The following is a 20,710-nucleotide window of genomic DNA, read 5'->3' as shown; positions in this document are numbered from 1 at the left end:
TGATGTGCAGTTCCGGTGCGTTCACGCGAGGTGCCGGCTGTCAGGTGAGCCGACCGTGACCTGAGGCTCCGGCACAGTGAGGGAGCGCAGTTGCCGGAACATGCCGGAACGCAGGTCCACCGAGGGCCGCCAGCCGAGGAGCCGTTGGGCACGCCGGGGGTCGGCCAGGGTGGTAGGGACGTCACCGGGGCACACGGCGAGCCGCTCCATGCGGATCTGCCGTCCCGTCAGGCTCTGGGCAATGTCGATCACGTCGCGGAGTGAGGCGTTGGAACCACCGCCGACATTGACGATCCCACTGTCGTCCCGTGCGGTGGCTGCCGCGATCGTCGCGGTCACCACGTCGTCGACGTAGGTGAAGTCCCGGCGCTGTCGTCCCTCTCCGTACAGTCGCATCGGCTGCCCGGTCACGGCGGCGCGCAGGGCGCGGTGGATGAACATGTCACTGCGCTGGCCGGGTCCGTAGACGGTGAAGTACCGCAGCGCCACGACGCTGGTGGGGCAGTCGACGCGGGCGGCATGGACGAAGCACAGGTGTTCTTCGGCGAGCTTGGTCACCGCGTAAGGGGAGAGCGGCCGGGGAAGGGCGCTCTCGGCACTCGGCCTGTCGCCGGCCGGACCGTAGACGCTGGAGGACGAGGCGACGACCACGCGTCGGACCGCTGCCCGGGCTGCTGCCTCCATGACCCGCTGGGTGGCGAGGATGTTGGTGTGTACGTACTCGCCGAATTGCTGCCCCCATGAGGGGCGTACGCCGGGGATGCCGGCGAGGTGGAAGACCACCTCCGCGTCCTGCATCACGGGTTCCAGGGCACAGGTCAGCAGGTCGGTGCGCACGTGGTGGTAGCGCGGCGAACTGCCGTCGGCGGCGTCGGTGATCGTTGGCGGGACGGTGACGGGGTCGCGGCGGTCGATGCCGACCACCGAGCTGCCCTCCCGCAGCAGGGCGGCGGTGAGGTGGGAGCCTATGAAGCCTGCCGCGCCGGTTACCACCACTCGGCGCTGACCTGGAGCTGCTGGCGTGGTCGGTTCCGGCACAGGTGTCTCCCTTTCTCAACGGGGGCGGAGCAGACGACGCACGACGGCTGTGGGTCAGTGGGCGGGTCCCGGCCCGGGGCAGCCGGCTCGGAACGGCAACCGGCCCAGCCGCTCAGCCAGGAACGCGGCGGTGTAGGGGGCGAAGAGCCCGTACAGCAGTGGTGAGAACTCCTCACGGGTCGTGCCGTACACGGGCAGGACGGTGTGGGCGTACGGGGTCACGACGGTGTCCTCGGCGGGCACCACGGCGATCACCTGTCGGCCCAGGGCCGTGGCGCGGGCCGCGACGGCACCGGCCAGGGAATGCGCCCTGCCCGGGCAGGAAAGGAGAAAGAGGGGGGTGTCGATCGGGTCGGCGAATCGCTCGACGTGGCACCACTCCTCCAGATCCTGGCCCATCGCGAAGACCGCCGACGCCTCGACGATCTTGGCCGCGCCGAACAGGGCGGTTCCCAGGCCCGGGCCGGCTCCGATCATCACCACGACCGGAGCGTCGCTGATCAGGTGCGCCACCTGCCGACAACGTTCCCTGATGGCGTCGACGGTGGCATTCATCGGACCGGCGAGCGCGGATAGTTCGCCCCGCAGTGCGTTGGCCGCGGCGGACGCATACATCCCGCGGGCTTCGCCGAGCCGGATGGCGATCATCAGCAGGCCCACCAGGCTCGCCTGGTGCGTGCGGATGCCCGGTGAGCGTTCGAGGCGCGGCACATCGATCACCATCGAGCGGTCACAGGTCCGGGTCAGCGGGCTGTCGGCGACACCGGTGAGTGCGACGGTCCGAACTCCGTGGTGGCGGGCACGTTCGGCGCACTGCAACACCCGTCTTGTGCCGCCGGATGCCGAGGTCGCGATCACCAGGTTGTTTCCCCCGACTGCGGACATCCCATCCGTGCCGTACTCCAGGAACCGGAGGGAACTCAGCGGTTCGCAGGGCACGCCGGCGAGCGACTCGAAGGCCATCTCGGCGGCACACGAGGCGTGGTAGGAGTCGCCGCTGCCGGTCAGGTACACGCGGTCGACCGAGGCCCACTCCTCCTGGCTCAGCAGACCGCTCGCCTGGAGTGCGAAACGGGGTGACTGTTCAGTCAAGTCATCGGCAAGTGCTGCAGTTTGATCGAACATCACCTTGCGTCGGCAGGGCTCCGGGGGGCCGGGGCGTCCGGCTGCCGGGCGCACGGTCCCGGTCACCGCTCCAGCCCCCGCACGACGTCGAGGTACCTGCGGACCTTGTCCTTGTCCAGGCCGGTGCCGCCGTCGGCGCTCTTGAGGCAGCTGCCCACGAAGGCACCGTCGGCGGCGGCGAGCAGCCGGGCAACGTTGTCGTGGTCGGTGTACCCCGCAAGGATCACCGGTACCCCAGGTGCCGAGCGCCGCGTCGCACAGATCATCTCGATCGCCTTGTACTCGTCCCGGTGACACAGTGCCACGGCGTCGGCGCCGGCCTGACGGGCGGCGGCCGCGACCTCGGCAGGGGGTTTCCGACCGCCGAACCAGCTGAAGTGCATGGTGTGCACATCGGCGATGATCTTGATGTCCGCGGCGTCGATCCTCTTCCGGTACTCGGCGACCGCGAGGGGGGCCGCCTCGATCAGCCCGCTGGCGGAGAGGGTGGCGCCTACCAGTGCACCGGCGCGGATGAAACTGCCCCCGGCCACCCGTGCCACCGCCAGCGAAGGCGAGATGGCGTTGCGCATCAGCTGGACACCGACGGGGAACCGACCGCCCGTCGCTTCCGCGATGGCCCGCACGACCAACCCGATTGCCACGATCCGTGCTGGGTCCGCCGAGTCCGCTGCCTCGTACACCCGGTCCACTGTCTGCACCAGGCAGCCATCGGCACCGCACCCGTGCAACAGTCTCGCGGCGGCGACCGCCTCGTCCAGGATGCGGGGGAAACTCCCTGGCTCGTGGAACGGTGTACCGGGCAGTGGCGGCAGATGGATCATCCCCAGGACCGTCTTGTGCCCGTTCTCCGCCTGGAAGTCGAGCATGCCTAGTCCTCCCTGACGTGGCGCGGATCCGTTCCCGCGTCGGTGACCGTGCTACCGGATGTCCCCGAGAAGCGTGCGCGCAGCCGAGCGAGCGCGGCCGACAGGTCCGCCCACGAACGTGCGGTGGTGACCCGGACCGTGCCGCCGGAGAAGCAGAACGTGAGCACGCCGGGGAAGACCGAGACCCCGGTCTCCCGCAGCAGTTCGCGGAAGGCCCGGTAGGAGTCGTCCCAGTCCGGGAACTCAACGGCCACGTTGATCGAGTAGCGCGGCGGCACCACCTGTGCGGACGCCTCCGTCAGGCCCGCGACCACAGCCTGGCGCAAAACCTTGAGCCCATGGTCACGGGCCAGCCGATCCTCGCGGTAGCTGCGGTATGCGGCGGCCAACTGCTGCCGACTCAGCGGCTGGGTTGTGGTGAACTCCGCCAGGTGCGCAGGACCCGGCGATTCGACACCGGCCAGCATCCACCGCTCCATCCGTGCCAGCACCTCCAGCAGCGTGTCGTAGAAGGGCGGCGGACCGGCGCTGTCCGAACGGGCGAGATGGTCGCCGACGAACCGGGCGTCGGCCAGCAACCAGCCGACCTTGAGGCCCGGCACCGACCATGCCTTCGACAGGCTGGAGACACGGATCACGTTGGGCGCCGCGCGAGCCGGCCCGAAGGTACTCATCGGGCCGAGCCATTCATGGCACTCGTCCAAAACGATGGCGGTCGTCGGCGAGGCGGCCCGGACGAGGCTGGTGAGCTCGTCCTCGGGCACCACCGAACCGGTCGGGTTGGTCACCGTCTGGAGCAGCACCATAGGGGTGTCCTGCCTGAGCTCGCGGATCAGCGGGCCCAGACAGACCCGGCCGGCCCGGCAGGGCAACGGCACCAGGCGGACCTCGCCACGCCGGGCGATGGACTCCACCAGCGGCGGATAGTTGGGAATGCCGCACAGCGCGGGCAGCGCGGCCCGCGGGCCCGGGCGGAGGAGACAGTCCGCGAGGGAGGCGATGGCCGCGGTGCCTCCGAGGGTGAGGGCGACGCGGTCGGCCGTGTAGCCGGCGCCGGCGATCCGCGCGGACTCGTAGGCGGCGATCGCCTCGCGCACAGCCCGGCGGCCCCGCCGGTGGGCAGAGTCGGACCAGTCACGGTCGAGGGCGTGGTGCAGACAGCTCTTCAGGGTCTCGGGCAGGCCCCAGGCTTCCTCACTGACTGAGCCGCTGGAGAGGATGACCGAGGCCCGCGACCGGAACCGCCCGTAGAGGTCGTCCCGGAAGTACCAGTTGAACAGCTCCTTCACGAAGCGCACGGTGGCACGGGAGGAGAGCACCTCCTCCGGGTGGGCGGTACGGCGTACCGGTGCGTCTCTCCACTGCTCGGCGAGCCAGGGCCGGCCGTCCCCGCCGGTCTCCTGCTCGACACGTCCCAGCCACAGGTCGCGCAGCTCGAAGGCATCCTGCGGATCGCGGGCCCGGGCATAGACGTCGAGTGTCCGCTCGTCGATCGCGGGTGCGAACACCCGCTCGTCCCCGAGCGCGGGGCTATTGTGGGCCGCGGCGAGTGCTGCCGGGGGAACCGTGAGCGGGCGCCCGGTGGAAGTGGTCTCGAAGAGGTGCATGGTCCGGCTCCGATGCTCGTGGCCTCACACCTCTGCGATGCGAAGACGTTGGAGGTGCCTCCTGGGGGTCGTCGGGTGCGTTGCCGAAGCCGGCCCCGCGGTTCTGCCGTGGAAGAAGAAGGTGTTGTCGATGACGACGAGCAGACCGCGCTGCCATCGCACACCAACGGCTGCGTCCGGGGCGTACATCGCCGCGAGCAGCGCCCGGATCGCGGCATCGACGGTGTCGGCCCCCGCGCCGTCGGCTGCCTGGTATCGCCAGGCAAATGGCTGGGCCATGAAGTCGCGGAACGAGAAGACCGGGCGGTTCCCCACCCGGCGGAGGATGGCCGAAGGTGCCCCGGCCTGCTGGTAGCGGGTCTGCGACAGGAGGGTCAACTGCCGGTCCGACAGCCGGGCCGCCACCGTTTCCATGGGTACCAGGACCGTCCGGGCCCTCCTGTCGCCCGGTTCGCGGCACATCAGCACGATGTAGCGCGGCTGACGGGGGAGGGGCTGACCGCTGCTCTCGCTGTGGAGGGAAAGGAAGTTGTCGGCGAAGGGCTGGATCGCGATGTTGTCGGTCTCGGGATGGCGACTGACGAGATTGAGGATCACCTCGTTCTCGACATAGGGGAGGACTGCGGGGTCGGTCTCCACGATGGCGCGGCCCAGACGGGCCCCGAGCGCGATGAACCGGCGGGCCGGGAGCGGCTCGTCGGAGTGGAGGGCCACCGCGCCCTGGGTTCGCAGTCGGGCGAGGGCGCGTTGTGGTAGCTCGCCGGCAGCGCCGAGACGGAAGGGACGGTTGAAGCCCGTCGGCGTGGCAAGTGTCTGCCGACCGTCCCGGAGAAGACATCGGCGCAACCGCACATGCCGGTCGGTGGCCCGCTCGACGAATAACCCCTCGATCACCTGGAACCCCCTGTCGTGATCAGGCCGCCCGGGCCTGGAGGTGAACGCGCCGTACGCCCGCACCGTCGTCGAGCGTCGATCCGGCCTGCCGGAATCCCAGGCGGAGCAGCAGCTCCAGGGTGGCGGTCAGATCCGGATTGGCCTCGCACCGCAGCACATCGGCACCGGCCTCCGCCGCTACCTCCAGTGCCCGACGCACGCACCGCGCCCCCAGCAGCGTGCCCTGGGACAGCAGCTCGGGTGCCACGGCAAGGCGGGACAGATAGCCGGGCTTCTGGGCCGCCGGAAAGACCGCGGCGTCCTGGGCGAAGGGGGGCTGCCACGTCAGGGTGAACATCGCCGCGAGCCCGGCGGATCGCCGCAGGGCGTGCACACAGCACGTCCGCACCCGCCGCGTCGTGGTCTGGGGGTCGCGTTGCGGGACCGGCGTTCCGTACCGGCGTGCCGTGTGGACGTCGCAGCGGCACAGCAACTCGTGGACCTCCGTCTCGTCGACACAGATCTCCCAGCGCTCCTCGGCCCAGCCGGGTGGAGAAGAGGTGGTGTGGTTCATGGCGCGACGAGGCTCATCCGGTGGGGCGAGTCGAGCGGCATGTGCGGTATGCCGAAGGCCAGGAACTCCACGGGACCTTCGGCATCGGGGTGGGTCCGCACGCCGTGTGCGTAGTGCGCCGGCACATAGACCGTGTCGCCTTCGGTCATCTCGTAGTCCGTGCCGTCGACGTGGATGAGCCCGCGGGCCCGCAGTACGTAGAGGATGTGGGCGCCGGGATGGGTATGGAGTTCGAAGGCGGATCCCGGCTGCATGACGATGCGGTCGACACCGATCTCCTGTGCTGCGGGGAACTCCTCCGAAGCCCCTGATGTCCCGCTGATACCCCGGAGTACCTCTCCGTGGGGGCTGAGCAGGGCGACTGCGGGCTCACGGTAGATGTTCCGTATATGCCGTTCTGGATCGAACTTCACGTCCATGGACCCTCTTCGCGACTGATTCTCGCAGTGTCGGAAGGCGAATCTCCGCGGAAGGAGCGGAGTGCCATCCCGCAGGCTCCAGGCAGTGTGGCAGGCATGCCCCCTGGGGGGACAGGGGCCACGTGCCACACGACCGGAAGTCGTGCACGTGTTTGTTGCGAGAGTCAATTACCTGGGGCGCATGGGGTGTGGGAGTTACACGGCAAGCAGGGTTTGCCGTTCTTCCGGTATATGCGGCACAGGAATTTAGACAAAATGTCGGAGCGTGTTATGTAAGTGAATTTGCGGGGGAGGCATACGGCGGAAATCGGCTGTCCGTAAGCCCGGTGAGGTCAGCCGGCATCACGTGTGCTCATGTGCCGAGGCGAGGAAGGCAGGGGTGTATGGATTGCCGCCAGTACAAACCGGCCTTTGATCGGGATGGATATGTTGTCATCCGCCAGTTTCTGACTTGCGACGAACTCTCCGAACTGCGATCGCAAATCCACCGATTCATCCGTGAAGTGGCTCCTTCGCTCCCCGATACCCAGGTCTTCCACTCGGTCGGGGAGGACGGGCAGCGGCGGATCCGCCTCGTGCTGCGCATGAATTGCGACGCTTTCTTCGAGGACTACCGCTCGCACCCGAAGTGGCTGTCACTCGCGCAGGCTCTCCTGGGGGAGGCAGCCGAGGCGTCTCCGCCGATCTACTTCGACAAGCCGCCCACCACCGACATGCCGACACCGCCGCACCAGGACAACTGCTCGCTGGGGCTCGACCCGCCCAGCGGAGTGGAGATGCTGCTGGCGACGCACGAGCGCATGGACGAGGAGAACGGCTGCCTGCGGTACGTCCCCGGGTCGCACCACGGCGGTCTGCGTCCGCACACCTACAGCGGGATCCGCGGCTTCGCCCTGGCTGCGCAGTTCGATCCGGCGGACGAGGCCCGTGAGGTGCTCGTTCCGCTCGACCCCGGGGATCTCGTCTGCCACCACCCGCTCACGGTGCACCGGGCACTGCGCAACCGCTCACGGCACCGTTCGCGCAGCGCGTTCGGGATGTGGTTCCAAGGCAGGTCCGCCCGCCCGGATCCGAACATCTCGGAGTTCTACAACACGCATGCACAGAAAGCACAGTTGACCGGACGGTGACACAATCCCGCCGAAGGAGCGGAAGCCCATGGAGGCATCCACGATGAGCGTGCTGGACAGGCGGATCCGGGACCCCCGGTTTTTGTGCATGTACGCCCCGCTCCAGTATTATCCCGACGAGGTATACCGCCCCGACTGTTCGCTGGCCCTCCCCTATCTCCATGCCGCACTGCGCGCAGCCGGATTCGACGCGGACCTTCTCGACACCAGCATCGGACGGCCCGGCCAGGACGATCTGGCGGACACGTTCTACCGCAAAACCATGGTTCCGGAGATCGGTAGCGGAATGTTCCGCATCGGCATGACACCGGAGCGTATTCTGGAAGAGGCCGAGCCGTACGACGTCATCGCGGTGAGTTCCATCTTCACTCAGCAGACCGCACGGTGCCTGGAGATGGCCCAGCTGATCAAAAGTGCCTTCCCGGAGAAAATCATGGTCGCCGGGGGAGTCAACGCGCGCAGCCTCAGGGGCCTCTTCTTCGACAGCGGTTACGACGTCATCTTCCTTTCGGAAGGCGAGAAGCCACTCGTCGCCTTCGCGGATTACCTGCGTTCCGGGTCCCCTTCGCTCGACGCCGTACCCTCCATCTGCTTCCGGCACGACGGCCGTATCGTGACCACGCGCGCCGGCCGGCCCACCACCGACCTCGACGAGTACCCCATGCCGTCGTGGGACGCCCTGCCCAACGAGCAGTACTGGGACATCAGCGTGCTGTGGGGAGGCCGCACCGACTGGATGGAAGACGGCCAGAAGCCGCACTTCGCCTCGATCCTCACCTCGCGCGGCTGCCCCTACCGCTGCACCTACTGCCACATCTCGAAGGAGCGCGGCGGAGAGGCGGGCGAGATCGGGGACCTGCGATTCCACTCGGTGGAGCGGGTCGAACGCGAACTGGACACGCTCAAAGGACTAGGGGTCGACCTGGTCTACATCAACGACGATTCGCTGCTGGCCTGGAAGCACCGAGTACACCAGGTGCTCGACCTGATGCAGAAGTACGACTTCGAACTCGCCGACATCAACGGGGTGAACATCCGGCACCTGTTCCGGCGATCGGCGAAGAACGACCGCCTCGTCGTGGACGTGGAGCTGCTCGAACACCTCCACGCCGCCGGCTTCCGCCGCATCGGCCTGCCATTCGAGTCCGGATCCCAGCGCGTACTGGACAAGTACTCCACGTCCAAGTGGCGGCTGGACAAGTGCGACGTCTTCGACCTGGTCGCAGTGATGCGGGAGATGGGCTTCACCATCAACGGGAACTTCATGGTCGGATACCCCGACGAAACCCTCGAGGAACTGACCAAGACCTTCTGGCTGGCCCGCCGCGCCATGGACGCGGGCCTCAACGGATGCGGCTTCTTCATGGTCCAGCCCTTCCCCGGGACCACCCTCTACGACGAGGCCGTGGCCAACGGTCAGCTGGACCCGTCAACGCGCCCCGACGACATGGGCTTCTCCAAAGCCCAGTCACCCTCGCCGTTCCGCAGCCTGCAGATCGACCCGCAGGTACTGCAGTACGCACGCAACCTCGCCTACGCACTGCTCAACAGAGACCAGAGCAGCTGGCTGCAACTGGCCGACGGAACCGTCGGGTGACAGGCCCGGCAATCGGCTCCCGCATCCCGCAGGAAGGCGCCCGGGCACCACGAAGAGCGGTGGGAAGGACGAGGTCCGCGTGATCATTCTCGGCACCAAACCGGTCCAGCACGACGCGTGTTTCGCACTGGTCCGGGACGGCGAACCCCTCTTCATCTACGAGCAGGAGCGCTTCAACCGCATCAAACACGGCATGTCCAGCCATCTGTCGGTGCTCTTCGAGGCCCTTGACGAGCACTCCATCGCGCCGGACCAGATCGACCTCGTGACCAACTGCATCGACCCGTCCCGCCTAGAGGCCCGCAAGCGCCAGGTACGGGGCTACCTGTCCGCCCCCCATGCCCAGGACATGGAGCGCTACCTCGAATGGCGGATCCCGACCTGGCACAAGGCCCTGCTGGCCGCCGGCTTCCCGGCCGACCGGGTGGTGAACATCCCCCACCACATCTGCCACTGCGCGGGGGTCTACTACGCCAGCCCCTTCGACGACGCCGCCATCCTCAGCGTCGACGGCAGCGGAGAGACCGAAACCTCGATGCTCGCCCATGGCTCGGGCAACGACCTCGACGTGCTGCGCACCGTCCCCCTGCCGCAATCCCTGGGTCTCTTCTACCAGGGAGCCACTATGTGGCTGGGCTGGGGCTTCGGCGAGGAAGGCAAGACCATGGCCCTGGCGGCCTACGGGGACCCGGCACGGTACCGAGCAGCGCTCGACGCGTTCCTCCGCATCGACGACACCGGGGCGTACACCTTCCTGCCCGCCCAACGCAGGGGCGCACACCGCTACACCTCGCCCGAGCTTGCCACGACCCTCTTCGCCCACTCCTTCGGCCCGCCCCGCCGGCCGGAGGAACCCCTCACCTCGCTGCATCAGGACGTGGCCGCCGCCGTGCAGGCCATCTGCGAGGAGATCATGCTCAACTCCGCCCGGCACCTCAAAGAAGCCACCCGGTCCGCAAACCTCCTGATCACCGGGGGAGTGGCTCTCAACTCCGCCGCCAACGGCCGGATCATGAAAAGCGGGACCTTCGACCGGATCGAGGTCTACCCCCAGGCCAACGACTCGGGCACGGCCCTCGGCGGCGCGCTGTACGCCTACCACCGACTCGGCAGAACCGAACGACCACGCCGCTGGCACCTCACCCACCCGTACTGGGGTCGGGAGATCGACCTGGACAACCTCCCGGACGTCGCCGCGCGCCACGGCCAGCGCGGCACCCGCGTCCCCGACCAGGAAGCGGCGGCCGAACTCCTGGCCGCCGGCCACACGCTGGGCTGGGTGCAGGGCCGGTCCGAGGTCGGCCCCCGGGCACTGGGCAACCGCTCCATCCTGGGAAACCCGCTCGCCCCGGACATCAAGCGCAGGATCAACGACGGCATCAAACACCGGGAGAACTGGCGCCCGTTCGCCCCATCCGTCCTCCGCGAAGACCTCACCGAGTACTTCGACGCCGACCAGGACTTGCCCTACATGACCATCGTGGCCCCCCTGCGGGAGGAGTGGCGGGACAAGCTCGCCTCCATCGGGCACGTCGACGGCACCGCGCGGGTGCAGACGGTGACCCAGCAGAGCAACCCCCGGTTCTACGCCCTGCTCCAGGCGTTCAAGCGGCGCACCGGCCTGGGGGTACTGCTCAACACTTCCTTCAACGACCGCGGCGAGCCGCTGGTGCAAACCTGCGAGCAGGCGTTCCGGCTCTACCTGACCTCCACCATGGACGCCCTGTGCATCGGCGACTGGCTCTTCACGGACAAGCAACCGCACGCTCCTGTACAGCCCTTCGCGCCCTACCTGGACAATTTCACCCGCATCCCCCGAGGAAGGCTGGCGCTGGTCGAGCCGGGCGAGCCCATGCCCGAGGCGATGAAGGCGCACCTGATGAGCCGGGCCGACGCGCACCCCGCCACCTTGCCGGACGTACTCGCCGAGGCGGCGTCCCGCCGATGGGACGGTGTGCTCTGCTACGTGGGCGGAACCGCCGATCTCTTCGTCTTCGACCGCGAACTGTACTTCTCCCACTGGGCCGACGCCTCCCGGCGCATCATGGAGGAAGCCGGGCTACCCGTGCACTGGATCGACGGCCGGGGCGACGTCACACCCGCCCGCGACGTCCTGTACATGCACCACCGCTCCTTCCAGTGCCCCATCCCGGCGACGTACGAGAGGTACTGGGCCTGATGCCTGGCGATCCGGTGTCCTGGACCGAGCACCGTGACGGTGACGTCCTCACCTACACCTTCACAGGGGGACTCATCGCCAGGGCCGAAGTCCCCGGGAAGAACGACGCGTTGCGCATCCTCCCCCTCACCCGCATCCAAGCCGCGCTGCTGCGCTGTCTGGAACAGCAGCCCGCCCTGGCCCGGGGAAAGCGGGTCTTCGAACCCTTCGCCGGGTCGGGCGCGCTGGGATTCATGGCCCTGCACCTGGGCGCCCGCAGCGTCGACTTCCTGGACATCAACCCGCGGGCCGAGGAGTTCCAGCGGTGGACCGCCGCAGCCAACGGCTTCCCCGCGGGAGCCGTCCGCTCCCTCACCACGGACCTGCGGACCTACTCGGCACCGGAACCCTACGACCTGCTTCTCGCGAACCCGCCGTTCCTGCCCACCCCCGATTGCATTCCGGGCACCCTCACCTCCAACGGCGGTCCGGACGGAAACCGACTACTCGCACTCCTGCTGGAACGGCTGGATGCATTCCTCACACCCCAGGGAGAGGCACTCATCCTGCTCTACCAGCCGGCCCGGGACGGCCTGCCGATCGCCGCCGAGGTCTTCGCCGAGGCGCTGGTCGGGCGCGTCGTCGAGTTCACCCCCCTACAGCACCCGCTGCTGCCCTTCGCGGCCTACCGCGCGGCGTACGAACGCCGCTATCCCGCCGAGCGAGAACGCATCCGGCAGTGGAGCCAGGCCCTCGAAGCGGCCCACGGCCCGGACCTGACCGTCTCTTACTACCTCATGCGCCTCGGCCCCAGGACGGGCCGACCGGGCGGCGCGCCACCCGGGACTGTCCCAGTGCGCCTGGTCGAAGGCCGTCCGGAGCATCTGCTCACCGACGACGACGCCGACTACGTGCCCGTCGACGGCCGTCGATGCTGACCGGCCTACGGAGAGACGACCGCCGTACCCGCATCCCCAGCGCCATGCCGCTCCCTCTCCGAACCCGCGACCGACACCCTGAAGGACCGTCACACCATGCAGATCCACGGCCCGGCCCTGAGGTTCGGCATCCACTCCGGGCAGCAGTACGCAAGCTTCCAGGAGTGCCTCGGACTGTGGCAACGGGGCGAAGCACTGGGCTACGACTGGATATCGCTCTTCGACCACGCCCGCCCACCTCTGGGCGGCCCCGACGGGCCCTGCCTGGAAGGCCCAACTCTGCTGGCCGCACTCGCAGCGCGCACCAGCACGATCCGCTGCGCCCTGCTCGTCTCCACCCTGACCTGGCGGCACCCCGCCCAGGCCGCGGCCATCGCCGCCACCATCGACCACATCTCCGGAGGCAGGCTCGAATTCGGCATCGGCGCCGGCGGCCCGGACCTCGGCTACCGGCAATACGGCATCCCCTTCCCCAACCGCACCGAGCGCCTGGAAATGCTCACGGAAGGCTGCCACATCCTGCGGAGCCTATGGACAAGAGAACGGACCGATTTCACCGGACGGCACTACCGCCTCCAAGGCGCATGTCTCCAACCCAAACCGCTGCAACGGAGACTGCCGTTGGTGATCGGCGGCGCGGACCCCCGACACACCCTCAGAATCGTCGCCGAACATGCCGACATCTGGAACGCGCTGGCCGGGACCCTGGAGAGCTATCGCCACCGGTGCGCCGCGCTGGCGGAGCACTGCGCAGCAGTCGGCCGGAATCCGGCGGACATCAGAAAATCGATCACCTTCCGGGCACTGCTCGCGGAGGATTCTCGTGCGCTGCACGACCGGCGTCAGGCGTGGGAGAGACGCCATCCACCCACCTCGCCGGACCGGCGGGAATTCCTCGTCCTCGGCACACCCGAACAGTGCGTCGAACGTCTTCTTCCCTACCTCCGGCTCGGCGTCGGGGACTTCCTGCTCGGCGCCCGGCCGCCGGTGGACTGGCACACCGTCGAACTCTTCGCCCGCCAGGTCGTCCCCGCGCTGCGCGGATATGCCGGCCTGTAGGCCCCTGCCCGGTCGGGAGATGTCATGCAGCTCTTCACCGACGCCCCCGCGCGCCTCCTGCCTCCCCTCCCGCCCGACGCGCTTGCGGGCCCGGCCCCGCGCACCTATCGGGCGGACTCGTTCGCGCCTGCCGTCGACGACCGCACACTGGAGGTGTTCCGGCGGGCCCGCAATCCCGACGACCCGCTGGAACTGCGGGACCTCTGGCTCGGCCGGGTGGAGCACGAGATGGGATGCCACGGCAACCGCCCCTGGCTCGCCGACCGCTGGCGGCAGGGCGCCCCGCTACGCGATGTCACCGCCGAGGAGGTGCTGTCCTCCGGTGTCACCGTGTCGTTGATCCACGAGCTGCACCACTGCTTCTTCCACGAGGAGTTGACCGACGACAGCCCCTCCGGCCCGCAGCCGTCCCTCATACCCGACTCGGTGACCGCATGCGCGGCGGAACTTCCGCAGACCGTGCGCGACTGCCTCAGCTACGCACTGCGGCGCGACTGGTACGGCTACTCCGACTCCTGCGGGCGCATCCCGGCGCGCGAGGCCCTGGCCGCCTTCGAGAACCAGCGCGTCGAGGGAGCCTGCTACACCTCCGGGAACCTGGCACTCACCATGGGCGGCGCCTTCGCCATCAGCGGACTGGCCGACCTCATCCTCTCCGGGCGTCCGGCTTCCGCGGCACCCGCACTGTGCGCCATCCCCAACCAGCCGGCCCCGGTGGCCGCGGTCGCCCGACGAGGCACCGTCCGGCTCGTCCCACTGACCTGTACCGACGGCATCATGTCGATCGGCCCCCTGATCGCCGCGCTGACACCGAACACCCCACTCGTCCTGCTGCCGACCGCGGCAGGCACCACCGGCGCCCGGATACCCGAGCCCGAACTGGCGGACCTGATACGGCAGTCCGCATCCACCACAGCCATCCTGCTGGACGAGTCCCACGAATGGTTGGGGGAAACCACCCCGCTCTGCTCCGCACGCTCCGCGTCCAACGTGATCCGTATCTGCGGCAACCCCCACATCTGGCAGCCCCAGGCCGTCGAATCCGGCTGGATCGTCGCCGACCGCGCCTTCATCGCCGACTACTACGAGTACGCCTCGACCAGCTTCGGCGGCCCGCCCTCGCTGCTCTACACCGCCATCGAAGTGACGGCCCGCATGGAACGCTGGCTTATCAGCGGAACAGACCGGATCGGGCCCGCAGAGGCAGCGGAGTTCGAGCCCGGGTACCGACTGTGCCGCACGCCGTTACAACGCGCCTACGACCGCTACCGCCTGGAACGGCACTCCAGGCAGACCACCCTCATGGCGCTGAGGGACGCCACCGCCCACCACCTCTCCCACATGGCAGCGGTGACCCGGCCCCGCTGCTCCGTCAACCTCCTGCTGACGACCCGGCGCTGCGACGACTCCTACCGGCTGGCCACAGAACTGCTGCGCAAGACGGGCGTGGCCACCTACCCCGGCATCCTCGACTTCTGCTTCGCCGGGGGCACGCTGCGGATCACCACCGCCAAGCAGCGGACCCACCTGGCCACCGCCCTCTCCCGGCTGCGCCCCGTACTGGAGCGCGGGCCATCCGACCCGGCCCCAGCCGACCGCCACCGCACGAACCCCGGGAAAGAGAACCCATGACGAACAGCGACACGCACCGCGCAGACCTGGAACACACGGTGCAGGACACGGTCGGGCGACTGATGCCCCCCGGCCCCATCAGCGCACCACCCGATCCCGACGCACCCCTGGCCGACCTGGGCTTCGACTCGCTGCGCACCATCTCCCTGCTGACGGAACTGGAGCAGGCCCTGTCCGTGGAATTCCCCGCGGACCAGATCACCGCCACCACCTTCCACAGCATCCGCACCATCGTCGAAGCGGCAGCCGAACTGGCCCCAGGGAAAGGGGAAACCGGCGACGATGACTGACCACACCAGCACCGACGACGAACGCGTGCACCGATACCACGGGAAGCCACCTTCCTCCCGGCTGACCGCTCGGCCCACCCTCGTGGCTGGCCTCGATCACCAGGCAGCCGTCCACGGCGACGCCCCGTACCTGACCACCATCGATCAGGAAGGAGCCGTCACCACACTCACCTACCGACAGTTCGACCGGCTCAGCCGCAGACTCACGCACTGGCTCGCCCACGAACTGGGCGCCCGCTCCGGCCAGGTATTCGGCCTGCTACCGGTCAACGACGCCATCTCCGCGCTCACCGTCCTCGCCCTCATGCGGCTGGGCTGCCCGGTGCTGATGCTCAGCCCCTCAGACCCGCCGGCCCGCGTCGCGCGGCAGGCGGCATTCGCGCACGCCCGGGCGGTGCTCCACGGGCCGACCGGGCAGCTCGCCGACCGGCCCGGCGGTGTGCCGTTGCCAAACCCACGGACGCTACCGGACCCGACGACCGACGTGCGGACGCAGCCCGATCCGTCAGCCGACGCGTTGCTGTTCGCCACCTCCGGCTCCACCGCGACATCGAAACTGGTGGCCCAGTCCCACTACAACTCCGCCGTCAACGCCGAAGCCCTCCGGCGCCATCACGGCCTGGGCCCGGGGGTGCGCTTCCTGGGCTGCCTGCCCGCCCACCATGTCAACGGGTTGCACTTCACCCTTCTCGGCACCCTCGCAGCGGGCGCCCACGCAGTGATCGCCGACAGGTTCGACCCCTTCACCTACCCCCACCTGCTCACCCGGCACCGCCCGCACATCGCCAGCGTCGTGCCAAGCGTCCTCGAAGCCCTCTTGGACGCCTGGCGCCACCCCCATATCCCCGACGAATTCCGCTACTTCGTCTCGGCCGCGGCCCCCCTGACAGCCACGACCGTTCAAGCCCTGCACAAGCGCCTGGGCGCGCGGGTACTCCAGGGCTACGGCCTGACCGAGACCACCAACTTCTCCACGACCATGCCAATCGACCTGACCCCGCAGGCGTACGCCAGGCTCGCGCTCCACGCCGACATCCCCTCGATCGGGACGGCCCTGTACGGCAACGAGATCGCAGTACGCACCGCCGACGGCAGACGTGCGGAACCAGGCGAGACCGGCGAGCTGTGCATGCGCGGCCACAACGTGATGACGCGCTACGCGGGCAACGAGGACGCCACCCGCCAGGCATTTCGCGATGGCTGGTTCCACTCCCAGGACCTCGGATTCGCCGTCCCGGACGAGGAAACCGGCAAGACCTTCTACGTCACCACCGGAAGGATCAAGAACATCGCCAAAGTCCGTGGCGAGAGCGTCTCACTGGAGGAGATGGAACGGGTGCTGCGCGCCCATCCCGCGGTCCACGACGCAGCTTGCATCACCCGACCGGACCGGCTCCTGGGCGAGACGATCACCGCCGCGGTGGCCGCGGCACCGGAGCTGTCCGACGCCGAGTGCTACGCCCACCTCCAACACCACTTCGCCACCGCCACCCTGCCCGAGCGCATCGTCCACGTCGAGGCGGTGCCCCGCACAGCGACCGGGAAGATCCTGCGCCCCCAACTGGCAGCGATGCTGCGGACCGACCGACTCCCAGCAGGAGGACACTGTGCCCCGGCCCCCGACTGATGCGCCGCACCGCTCGGTCCCACCTGCGGTCGGCGACCGCCGCCCCTGGACGGACGTGCCTCCAGCCCTCCGGGCCGCCCTGGAACAACGCCTGGGCGCACCCGTTACCAGGGCGGTCACCTGCCCCGGCGGATTCTCCCCCGGAGTGGCCGCCCAACTCCAACTCGCCGATGACAGACGGGTGTTCGTCAAGGCAGTGGGATCTGAGCCCAACACCTACGCGCCGGAGCTGCACCGCCGCGAGGCACGCATCGCTCCCGTGCTCCCCTCCCACATCCCAACACCCCGCCTGCTCACTGCGCTCGACAACCACGGCTGGGTGGTACTGACCTTCCAATGGGTAGACGGCACGATGCCCACACAACCCTGGCGCGCACCCCAGCTGAACCGCGTACTGCGTGCCCTCGCCGCTCTCGCCACAGCAGTCACCCCCACCCCGCCCGCCCTCAGCGCTGTCCTCCCCACCGCCGCCGAGTCCCTGGCCGACGAGTTCCGGGGCTGGCGCAACCTGACGCAGCAACGCAACGCGGGGCTCCCACTCGACGGCCTCGACCCGTGGGCGGCCGCACACCTCGACACCCTGGCGGAACTGGAGTCGGGCTGGACCCAAGCCGTCCGGGGCGACGCCCTCGCCCACTGCGACCTCCGCGCCGACAACATCCTCCTCACCAGGCAAGAAGTGCACCTCGTGGACTGGGCCCGCGCCACTCTCGCGGCCCCCTGGCTCGACCTGCTGTTCCTGCTCGCACCGGCACCCCTCCACGGTGGCCTGTCGCCGGACACCGCCTTCGCCGCCCACCCCGCAGCCGCCGAAGCCGACCCGTCCGACGTCACCATCGCCCTGACCGCGCTCACCGGCATGCTCATCGACCGCTCGCGACGCCCACCCCCACCCGGCATCCCCACCCTCCGCCGTTTCCAAGCAGTCCAGGCCCGTACCGCCCTTCAATGGCTGCGGCGCCGACGCCTGCCACACCACTCATGACCACCCCACCCACCATCCTTCGAGGAGGCCGGATGACCCTCGGCACAGCGGCCACCGACAGCGCACCGGCCCAGTCACCCATGACCGTTACCCTCGCCTGCACACACAGCTACTTCCCACTGGCAGTGGCCGCGATCTGCTCGCTGCGGACCCACAACCACGACGTGCCCGTCCGTTTGTTCCTCGACCAGCAGCCCAAGGAACTGGCCCGGATCGCCGCAGCACTGAGAATCACTGCCCGGATCCGCCGGATTCCCGCGCACGATGAACACACCCGCTCCCGCCTGCTCAAGATCCAGGCGATGACCGAGGCGCCGTCCGGGCCGTGCCTCCACATCGACGCGGACACCCTCCTGCTCGACGACGTCGACGCACTCGCCGCGCAGAGCCCCATCGGACCAGCAGCAGGCGTGGACGTACGCATGCTGCTCCGCCGCCCGAAGGTACAGACCCTGTGGACCAACGGCCGGTACAATTTCACCGACCCGGCCCTCAGCCAGGAACAGATCACCCAACTCGTCAACGACACCTTCGGCTTGGCATACACGACGGACGACCTCGGCGCCATGCCTTGCTGGAACTCCGGCGTGATCTACGGAGCCGGCGCCGTGCTGCGCCAGGTCGCCATGCGCTGGCTGGACCGCTACCGCCGGATGATCACCGGGCCCCAGAGCAAGCACTTCGTCCCCAACGACCAACTGTGCCTCTGGCTGACCCTGCTGGAGATGAGCGAGGCGATCCCTATCGGCGAACTGCCGCTGCGCTGGAACTTCATGCCGGGCCGGGCCCTGCGCCTCGCCCCCGGGACGGAGGAGCTCAACGACGACGAGCTCGCGGACGTCGCGATCCTCCACCTCTCGGTCAACAAGGACGACGACTGGGCACTGCGGCGCAGGGAAGCGGTACTCGCCGCAGCCGGCGTCACCCTGTCCGACACGGTACGACGTCGGCGCGAGGAAGTTCAGGCAAGGCAGTCGCGATAGACCGCCACGTTCTCCTCGACCTCCCGGGACAGCCCGAACCGCGTCCGCACCGCCTCGCGGGCCCGCTCGGCGATTCCCTCCCGGTCAGCGGCGAGCATGCTCAAGATCCCGTCGGCGACCGCCCGCGGTGAGCCGACCTCCGACACCAGTACGGCCTCCTCGCCGTCCACCACCATCTCCGGCACCGCTCCCACAGCGGTGGCCACCACCGGCGTGCCCGCCAGCATCGCCTCCAGCACCGCGTTGGGGCAGCCTTCGTGCAGTGATGGCAGCACGAACACGTCCATGCCGCGCAACTGCCGCAGAGCGTCCTCCCGGGGCACGGCACCAGTGAAGACAGTGCGGTCGGAGACGCCGCTGACACCGGCCAGATCCGGCAGCGCCGAGGTCTCCGTGAGCGGCCCGACCAGCACCAGTCGAGCGTCCGGATGCCGCTCCAGCACCATGGGGAACGCCCGGATCAGCAGATGGACGCCCTTCTTGACGGCCGCCCGCCCGAGTGTGCCGATGACCGGTGAACCAGGGCAGCGAACGGTACCCGCCCGATACGCCGCCGGGGCGATGCTGTTGAGCACCACGGTGGTGCGCGGTCCGCAGCCGGCGAGGATGTCGGCCCGGCGGGCCGCCTCGCTGCTCACCGCCACGATCCGGGTGGCATGGGCCAGTGCCCACTGCAGCCGGGGCAATCGGCTGGGGTCGAAGACATTGCCGTAGATGTCGTTCCCCCGGATACCCACGACCGACGGCACCTCGCACTCGGCCGCCGCCCAGACCGCGTGGTAACCCGCGGAACTGGCATAGAAGCCGTGGAGCAGCGCGTGGTGGCGGCGGCGCACCAGATCCACCAGGGCCTGCTGGACGGCCAGTTCGGATTCCGGGCCCGGCGGTGTCGACTCCTCGGGATACAGCTCGAAGAAACACACACCTCCCTCCACCTCGCACGGCTCCCCGGGGACCGCTGCACCATCCGACGGGGCGGGAACGCGACGGCGCAGCCCGACGACGTCCACGGCGAACCGGCCATCTGCCGCAAGTCCGCGCGCCAGCCGCAGCACGCTGGTACCGACACCGCCGCTCTGGTTGACCTCACCACGCAACACAAGGGCGATACGGGGCCGCGAGCGTGTCATGCCACTCATTGTGGCCAGCAGCGGCGGACCCGTCCACGGCCCCTTTTCCGCCACCCCGGCACGGCAGGCACCCCTTCCGTGCACAGCCGTGGGGCCCGGCCAGCGCTCGACGACGCCGCCGACACAAGTTGAGCCCGGCACCGGGATGTGCCACGGTCTGCCCCATGCCCACGCTCACCGTACGCACCCTGCGCCCCGAGGACTGGCGGTTGTGCCGTGCCGTCCGGCTCGCCGCCCTGACCGAGGCCCCACAGGCGTTCGGCTCGACGCTGAGCCGCGAGGAGTCCCTCACCGAAAAGCAATGGCGGGAACGTCTGGCAGGCCACAACCAGTTCCTCGCCGAGGAAGACGGCGAGCCGTGCGGCCTCGCCGGCGTCGTTCCGGTCGGCCCGCACACCGCCGAGCTGGTCTCCATGTGGGTACGCCCCGCCACGCGTGGCACTGGTGCGGCCGACCTGTTGGTGCGGGCCGTACTGCGCTGGGCCGACGACGAGGGAATCGACGAGGTGCGGCTCCAGGTGACGGAGGGAAACACCGCGGCGGAACGCCTGTACGTTCGGCACGGGTTTCGGCGAACGGGCTCCCCGCCACCGCCCGAAAGCCCGGTGGCGGGTGGGGAGTTTACGATGATCCGCACCTTTTCGGACCTCAGTCGGCCACGCTGACGCCCCACCGT

19 protein-coding genes are annotated in these 20,710 nt (G+C 69.1%); 11 read left to right on the top strand and 8 right to left on the bottom strand.

What is annotated here, in order from left to right:
* Positions 1-21: 21 nt before the first annotated feature.
* From B1H19_RS03065 to B1H19_RS03035, 7 genes are all read right to left on the bottom strand, one after another.
* A complete protein-coding gene (locus tag B1H19_RS03065; RefSeq protein ID WP_237289088.1) occupies positions 22-996 on the bottom strand; it encodes an NAD-dependent epimerase/dehydratase family protein in 975 nt (324 codons plus the stop codon).
* Between the two features lie 96 nt (positions 997-1,092).
* Entirely contained in the window at positions 1,093-2,130 is a 1,038-nt protein-coding gene (locus B1H19_RS03060) for an SIS domain-containing protein (RefSeq protein ID WP_159027967.1), read from the bottom strand.
* A 95-nt stretch (positions 2,131-2,225) separates the two neighbouring features.
* Positions 2,226-3,032 carry a BtpA/SgcQ family protein gene (locus tag B1H19_RS03055; RefSeq protein WP_083102705.1) on the bottom strand — a complete coding sequence of 269 codons (807 nt, stop codon included), beginning with the start codon at positions 3,030-3,032 and terminating at the stop codon, positions 2,226-2,228.
* Positions 3,033-3,034: 2 nt separating this feature from the next.
* Complete coding sequence (locus B1H19_RS03050; RefSeq protein WP_083102704.1) at positions 3,035-4,639, bottom strand: pyridoxal phosphate-dependent aminotransferase; 1,605 nt, start codon at positions 4,637-4,639, stop codon at positions 3,035-3,037.
* Positions 4,640-4,663: 24 nt separating this feature from the next.
* Entirely contained in the window at positions 4,664-5,533 is an 870-nt protein-coding gene (locus B1H19_RS03045) for a TauD/TfdA family dioxygenase (protein ID WP_237289086.1), read from the bottom strand.
* Positions 5,534-5,552: 19 nt separating this feature from the next.
* A complete protein-coding gene (locus tag B1H19_RS03040; protein ID WP_107425858.1) occupies positions 5,553-6,086 on the bottom strand; it encodes a GNAT family N-acetyltransferase in 534 nt (177 codons plus the stop codon).
* Positions 6,083-6,505 (bottom strand): cupin domain-containing protein, encoded by a 423-nt coding sequence (locus B1H19_RS03035; RefSeq protein ID WP_083102702.1) that lies wholly within the window; start codon positions 6,503-6,505, stop codon positions 6,083-6,085. Before B1H19_RS03035 ends, B1H19_RS03040 begins: the two co-directional genes overlap by 4 nt.
* A 383-nt stretch (positions 6,506-6,888) precedes the next feature.
* Here B1H19_RS03035 and B1H19_RS03030 point away from each other — a divergent pair, with 383 nt between their 5' ends.
* The 10 genes from B1H19_RS03030 to B1H19_RS02985 all read left to right on the top strand — a co-directional run bounded on the left by B1H19_RS03030 (position 6,889) and on the right by B1H19_RS02985 (position 18,904).
* Positions 6,889-7,635 (top strand): phytanoyl-CoA dioxygenase family protein, encoded by a 747-nt coding sequence (locus tag B1H19_RS03030; RefSeq protein WP_083102701.1) that lies wholly within the window; start codon positions 6,889-6,891, stop codon positions 7,633-7,635.
* A 28-nt stretch (positions 7,636-7,663) separates the two neighbouring features.
* Complete coding sequence (locus B1H19_RS03025; RefSeq protein WP_083102700.1) at positions 7,664-9,232, top strand: B12-binding domain-containing radical SAM protein; 1,569 nt, start codon at positions 7,664-7,666, stop codon at positions 9,230-9,232.
* Between the two features lie 79 nt (positions 9,233-9,311).
* The gene (locus B1H19_RS03020) at positions 9,312-11,411 is read left to right on the top strand and encodes a carbamoyltransferase family protein (protein ID WP_083102699.1); all 2,100 of its coding nucleotides are present in this window, start codon (positions 9,312-9,314) and stop codon (positions 11,409-11,411) included.
* Positions 11,411-12,328, top strand: a complete 918-nt coding sequence (locus B1H19_RS03015) for a methyltransferase (RefSeq protein WP_083102698.1) — start codon at positions 11,411-11,413, stop codon at positions 12,326-12,328. The genes B1H19_RS03020 and B1H19_RS03015 overlap by 1 nt, the downstream gene beginning before the upstream one ends.
* 96 nt (positions 12,329-12,424) lie before the next feature.
* Positions 12,425-13,387 (top strand): LLM class flavin-dependent oxidoreductase, encoded by a 963-nt coding sequence (locus B1H19_RS03010; protein ID WP_083102697.1) that lies wholly within the window; start codon positions 12,425-12,427, stop codon positions 13,385-13,387.
* Between the two features lie 24 nt (positions 13,388-13,411).
* On the top strand, positions 13,412-15,019 hold the full coding sequence (locus tag B1H19_RS03005) for a PLP-dependent aminotransferase family protein (RefSeq protein ID WP_203237076.1): 1,608 nt from the start codon (positions 13,412-13,414) through the stop codon (positions 15,017-15,019).
* A complete protein-coding gene (locus tag B1H19_RS03000; RefSeq protein WP_083102696.1) occupies positions 15,016-15,309 on the top strand; it encodes a phosphopantetheine-binding protein in 294 nt (97 codons plus the stop codon). The genes B1H19_RS03005 and B1H19_RS03000 overlap by 4 nt, the downstream gene beginning before the upstream one ends.
* Entirely contained in the window at positions 15,302-16,936 is a 1,635-nt protein-coding gene (locus B1H19_RS02995; protein ID WP_083102695.1) for a class I adenylate-forming enzyme family protein, read from the top strand. Before B1H19_RS03000 ends, B1H19_RS02995 begins: the two co-directional genes overlap by 8 nt.
* A 55-nt stretch (positions 16,937-16,991) precedes the next feature.
* Positions 16,992-17,921 (top strand): phosphotransferase family protein, encoded by a 930-nt coding sequence (locus B1H19_RS02990; protein ID WP_237289083.1) that lies wholly within the window; start codon positions 16,992-16,994, stop codon positions 17,919-17,921.
* A gap of 32 nt (positions 17,922-17,953) precedes the next feature.
* On the top strand, positions 17,954-18,904 hold the full coding sequence (locus B1H19_RS02985; protein ID WP_083102693.1) for a hypothetical protein: 951 nt from the start codon (positions 17,954-17,956) through the stop codon (positions 18,902-18,904).
* Here B1H19_RS02985 and B1H19_RS02980 read toward each other — a convergent pair.
* On the bottom strand, positions 18,883-20,034 hold the full coding sequence (locus B1H19_RS02980) for a glycosyltransferase (RefSeq protein WP_159027966.1): 1,152 nt from the start codon (positions 20,032-20,034) through the stop codon (positions 18,883-18,885). The two genes, B1H19_RS02985 and B1H19_RS02980, sit on opposite strands and share 22 nt — an antisense overlap.
* Positions 20,035-20,198: 164 nt before the next feature.
* Here B1H19_RS02980 and B1H19_RS02975 point away from each other — a divergent pair, with 164 nt between their 5' ends.
* Entirely contained in the window at positions 20,199-20,699 is a 501-nt protein-coding gene (locus B1H19_RS02975) for a GNAT family N-acetyltransferase (protein ID WP_083102691.1), read from the top strand.
* Positions 20,700-20,710: the final 11 nt, after the last annotated feature.

Source organism: Streptomyces gilvosporeus (genome assembly GCF_002082195.1).
Lineage (GTDB): Bacteria > Actinomycetota > Actinomycetes > Streptomycetales > Streptomycetaceae > Streptomyces > Streptomyces gilvosporeus.
This window is presented reverse-complemented; position numbering and strand designations above follow the sequence as displayed.

Excerpts from the sequence above, each read along its gene's own strand:
- B1H19_RS03010 (WP_083102697.1), top strand. The coding sequence starts at position 12,425 with ATGCAGATCCACGGCCCGGCCCTGAGGTTCGGCATCCACTCCGGGCAG.
- B1H19_RS02995 (WP_083102695.1), top strand. The coding sequence starts at position 15,302 with ATGACTGACCACACCAGCACCGACGACGAACGCGTGCACCGATACCAC.
- B1H19_RS03035 (WP_083102702.1), bottom strand. The coding sequence starts at position 6,505 with ATGGACGTGAAGTTCGATCCAGAACGGCATATACGGAACATCTACCGT.
- B1H19_RS02980 (WP_159027966.1), bottom strand. The coding sequence starts at position 20,034 with ATGACACGCTCGCGGCCCCGTATCGCCCTTGTGTTGCGTGGTGAGGTC.
- B1H19_RS02985 (WP_083102693.1), top strand. The coding sequence starts at position 17,954 with ATGACCCTCGGCACAGCGGCCACCGACAGCGCACCGGCCCAGTCACCC.
- B1H19_RS03000 (WP_083102696.1), top strand. The coding sequence starts at position 15,016 with ATGACGAACAGCGACACGCACCGCGCAGACCTGGAACACACGGTGCAG.
- B1H19_RS02975 (WP_083102691.1), top strand. The coding sequence starts at position 20,199 with ATGCCCACGCTCACCGTACGCACCCTGCGCCCCGAGGACTGGCGGTTG.
- B1H19_RS03040 (WP_107425858.1), bottom strand. The coding sequence starts at position 6,086 with ATGAACCACACCACCTCTTCTCCACCCGGCTGGGCCGAGGAGCGCTGG.
- B1H19_RS03030 (WP_083102701.1), top strand. The coding sequence starts at position 6,889 with ATGGATTGCCGCCAGTACAAACCGGCCTTTGATCGGGATGGATATGTT.
- B1H19_RS03050 (WP_083102704.1), bottom strand. The coding sequence starts at position 4,639 with ATGCACCTCTTCGAGACCACTTCCACCGGGCGCCCGCTCACGGTTCCC.
- B1H19_RS03015 (WP_083102698.1), top strand. The coding sequence starts at position 11,411 with ATGCCTGGCGATCCGGTGTCCTGGACCGAGCACCGTGACGGTGACGTC.
- B1H19_RS03025 (WP_083102700.1), top strand. The coding sequence starts at position 7,664 with ATGGAGGCATCCACGATGAGCGTGCTGGACAGGCGGATCCGGGACCCC.
- B1H19_RS03055 (WP_083102705.1), bottom strand. The coding sequence starts at position 3,032 with ATGCTCGACTTCCAGGCGGAGAACGGGCACAAGACGGTCCTGGGGATG.
- B1H19_RS03005 (WP_203237076.1), top strand. The coding sequence starts at position 13,412 with ATGCAGCTCTTCACCGACGCCCCCGCGCGCCTCCTGCCTCCCCTCCCG.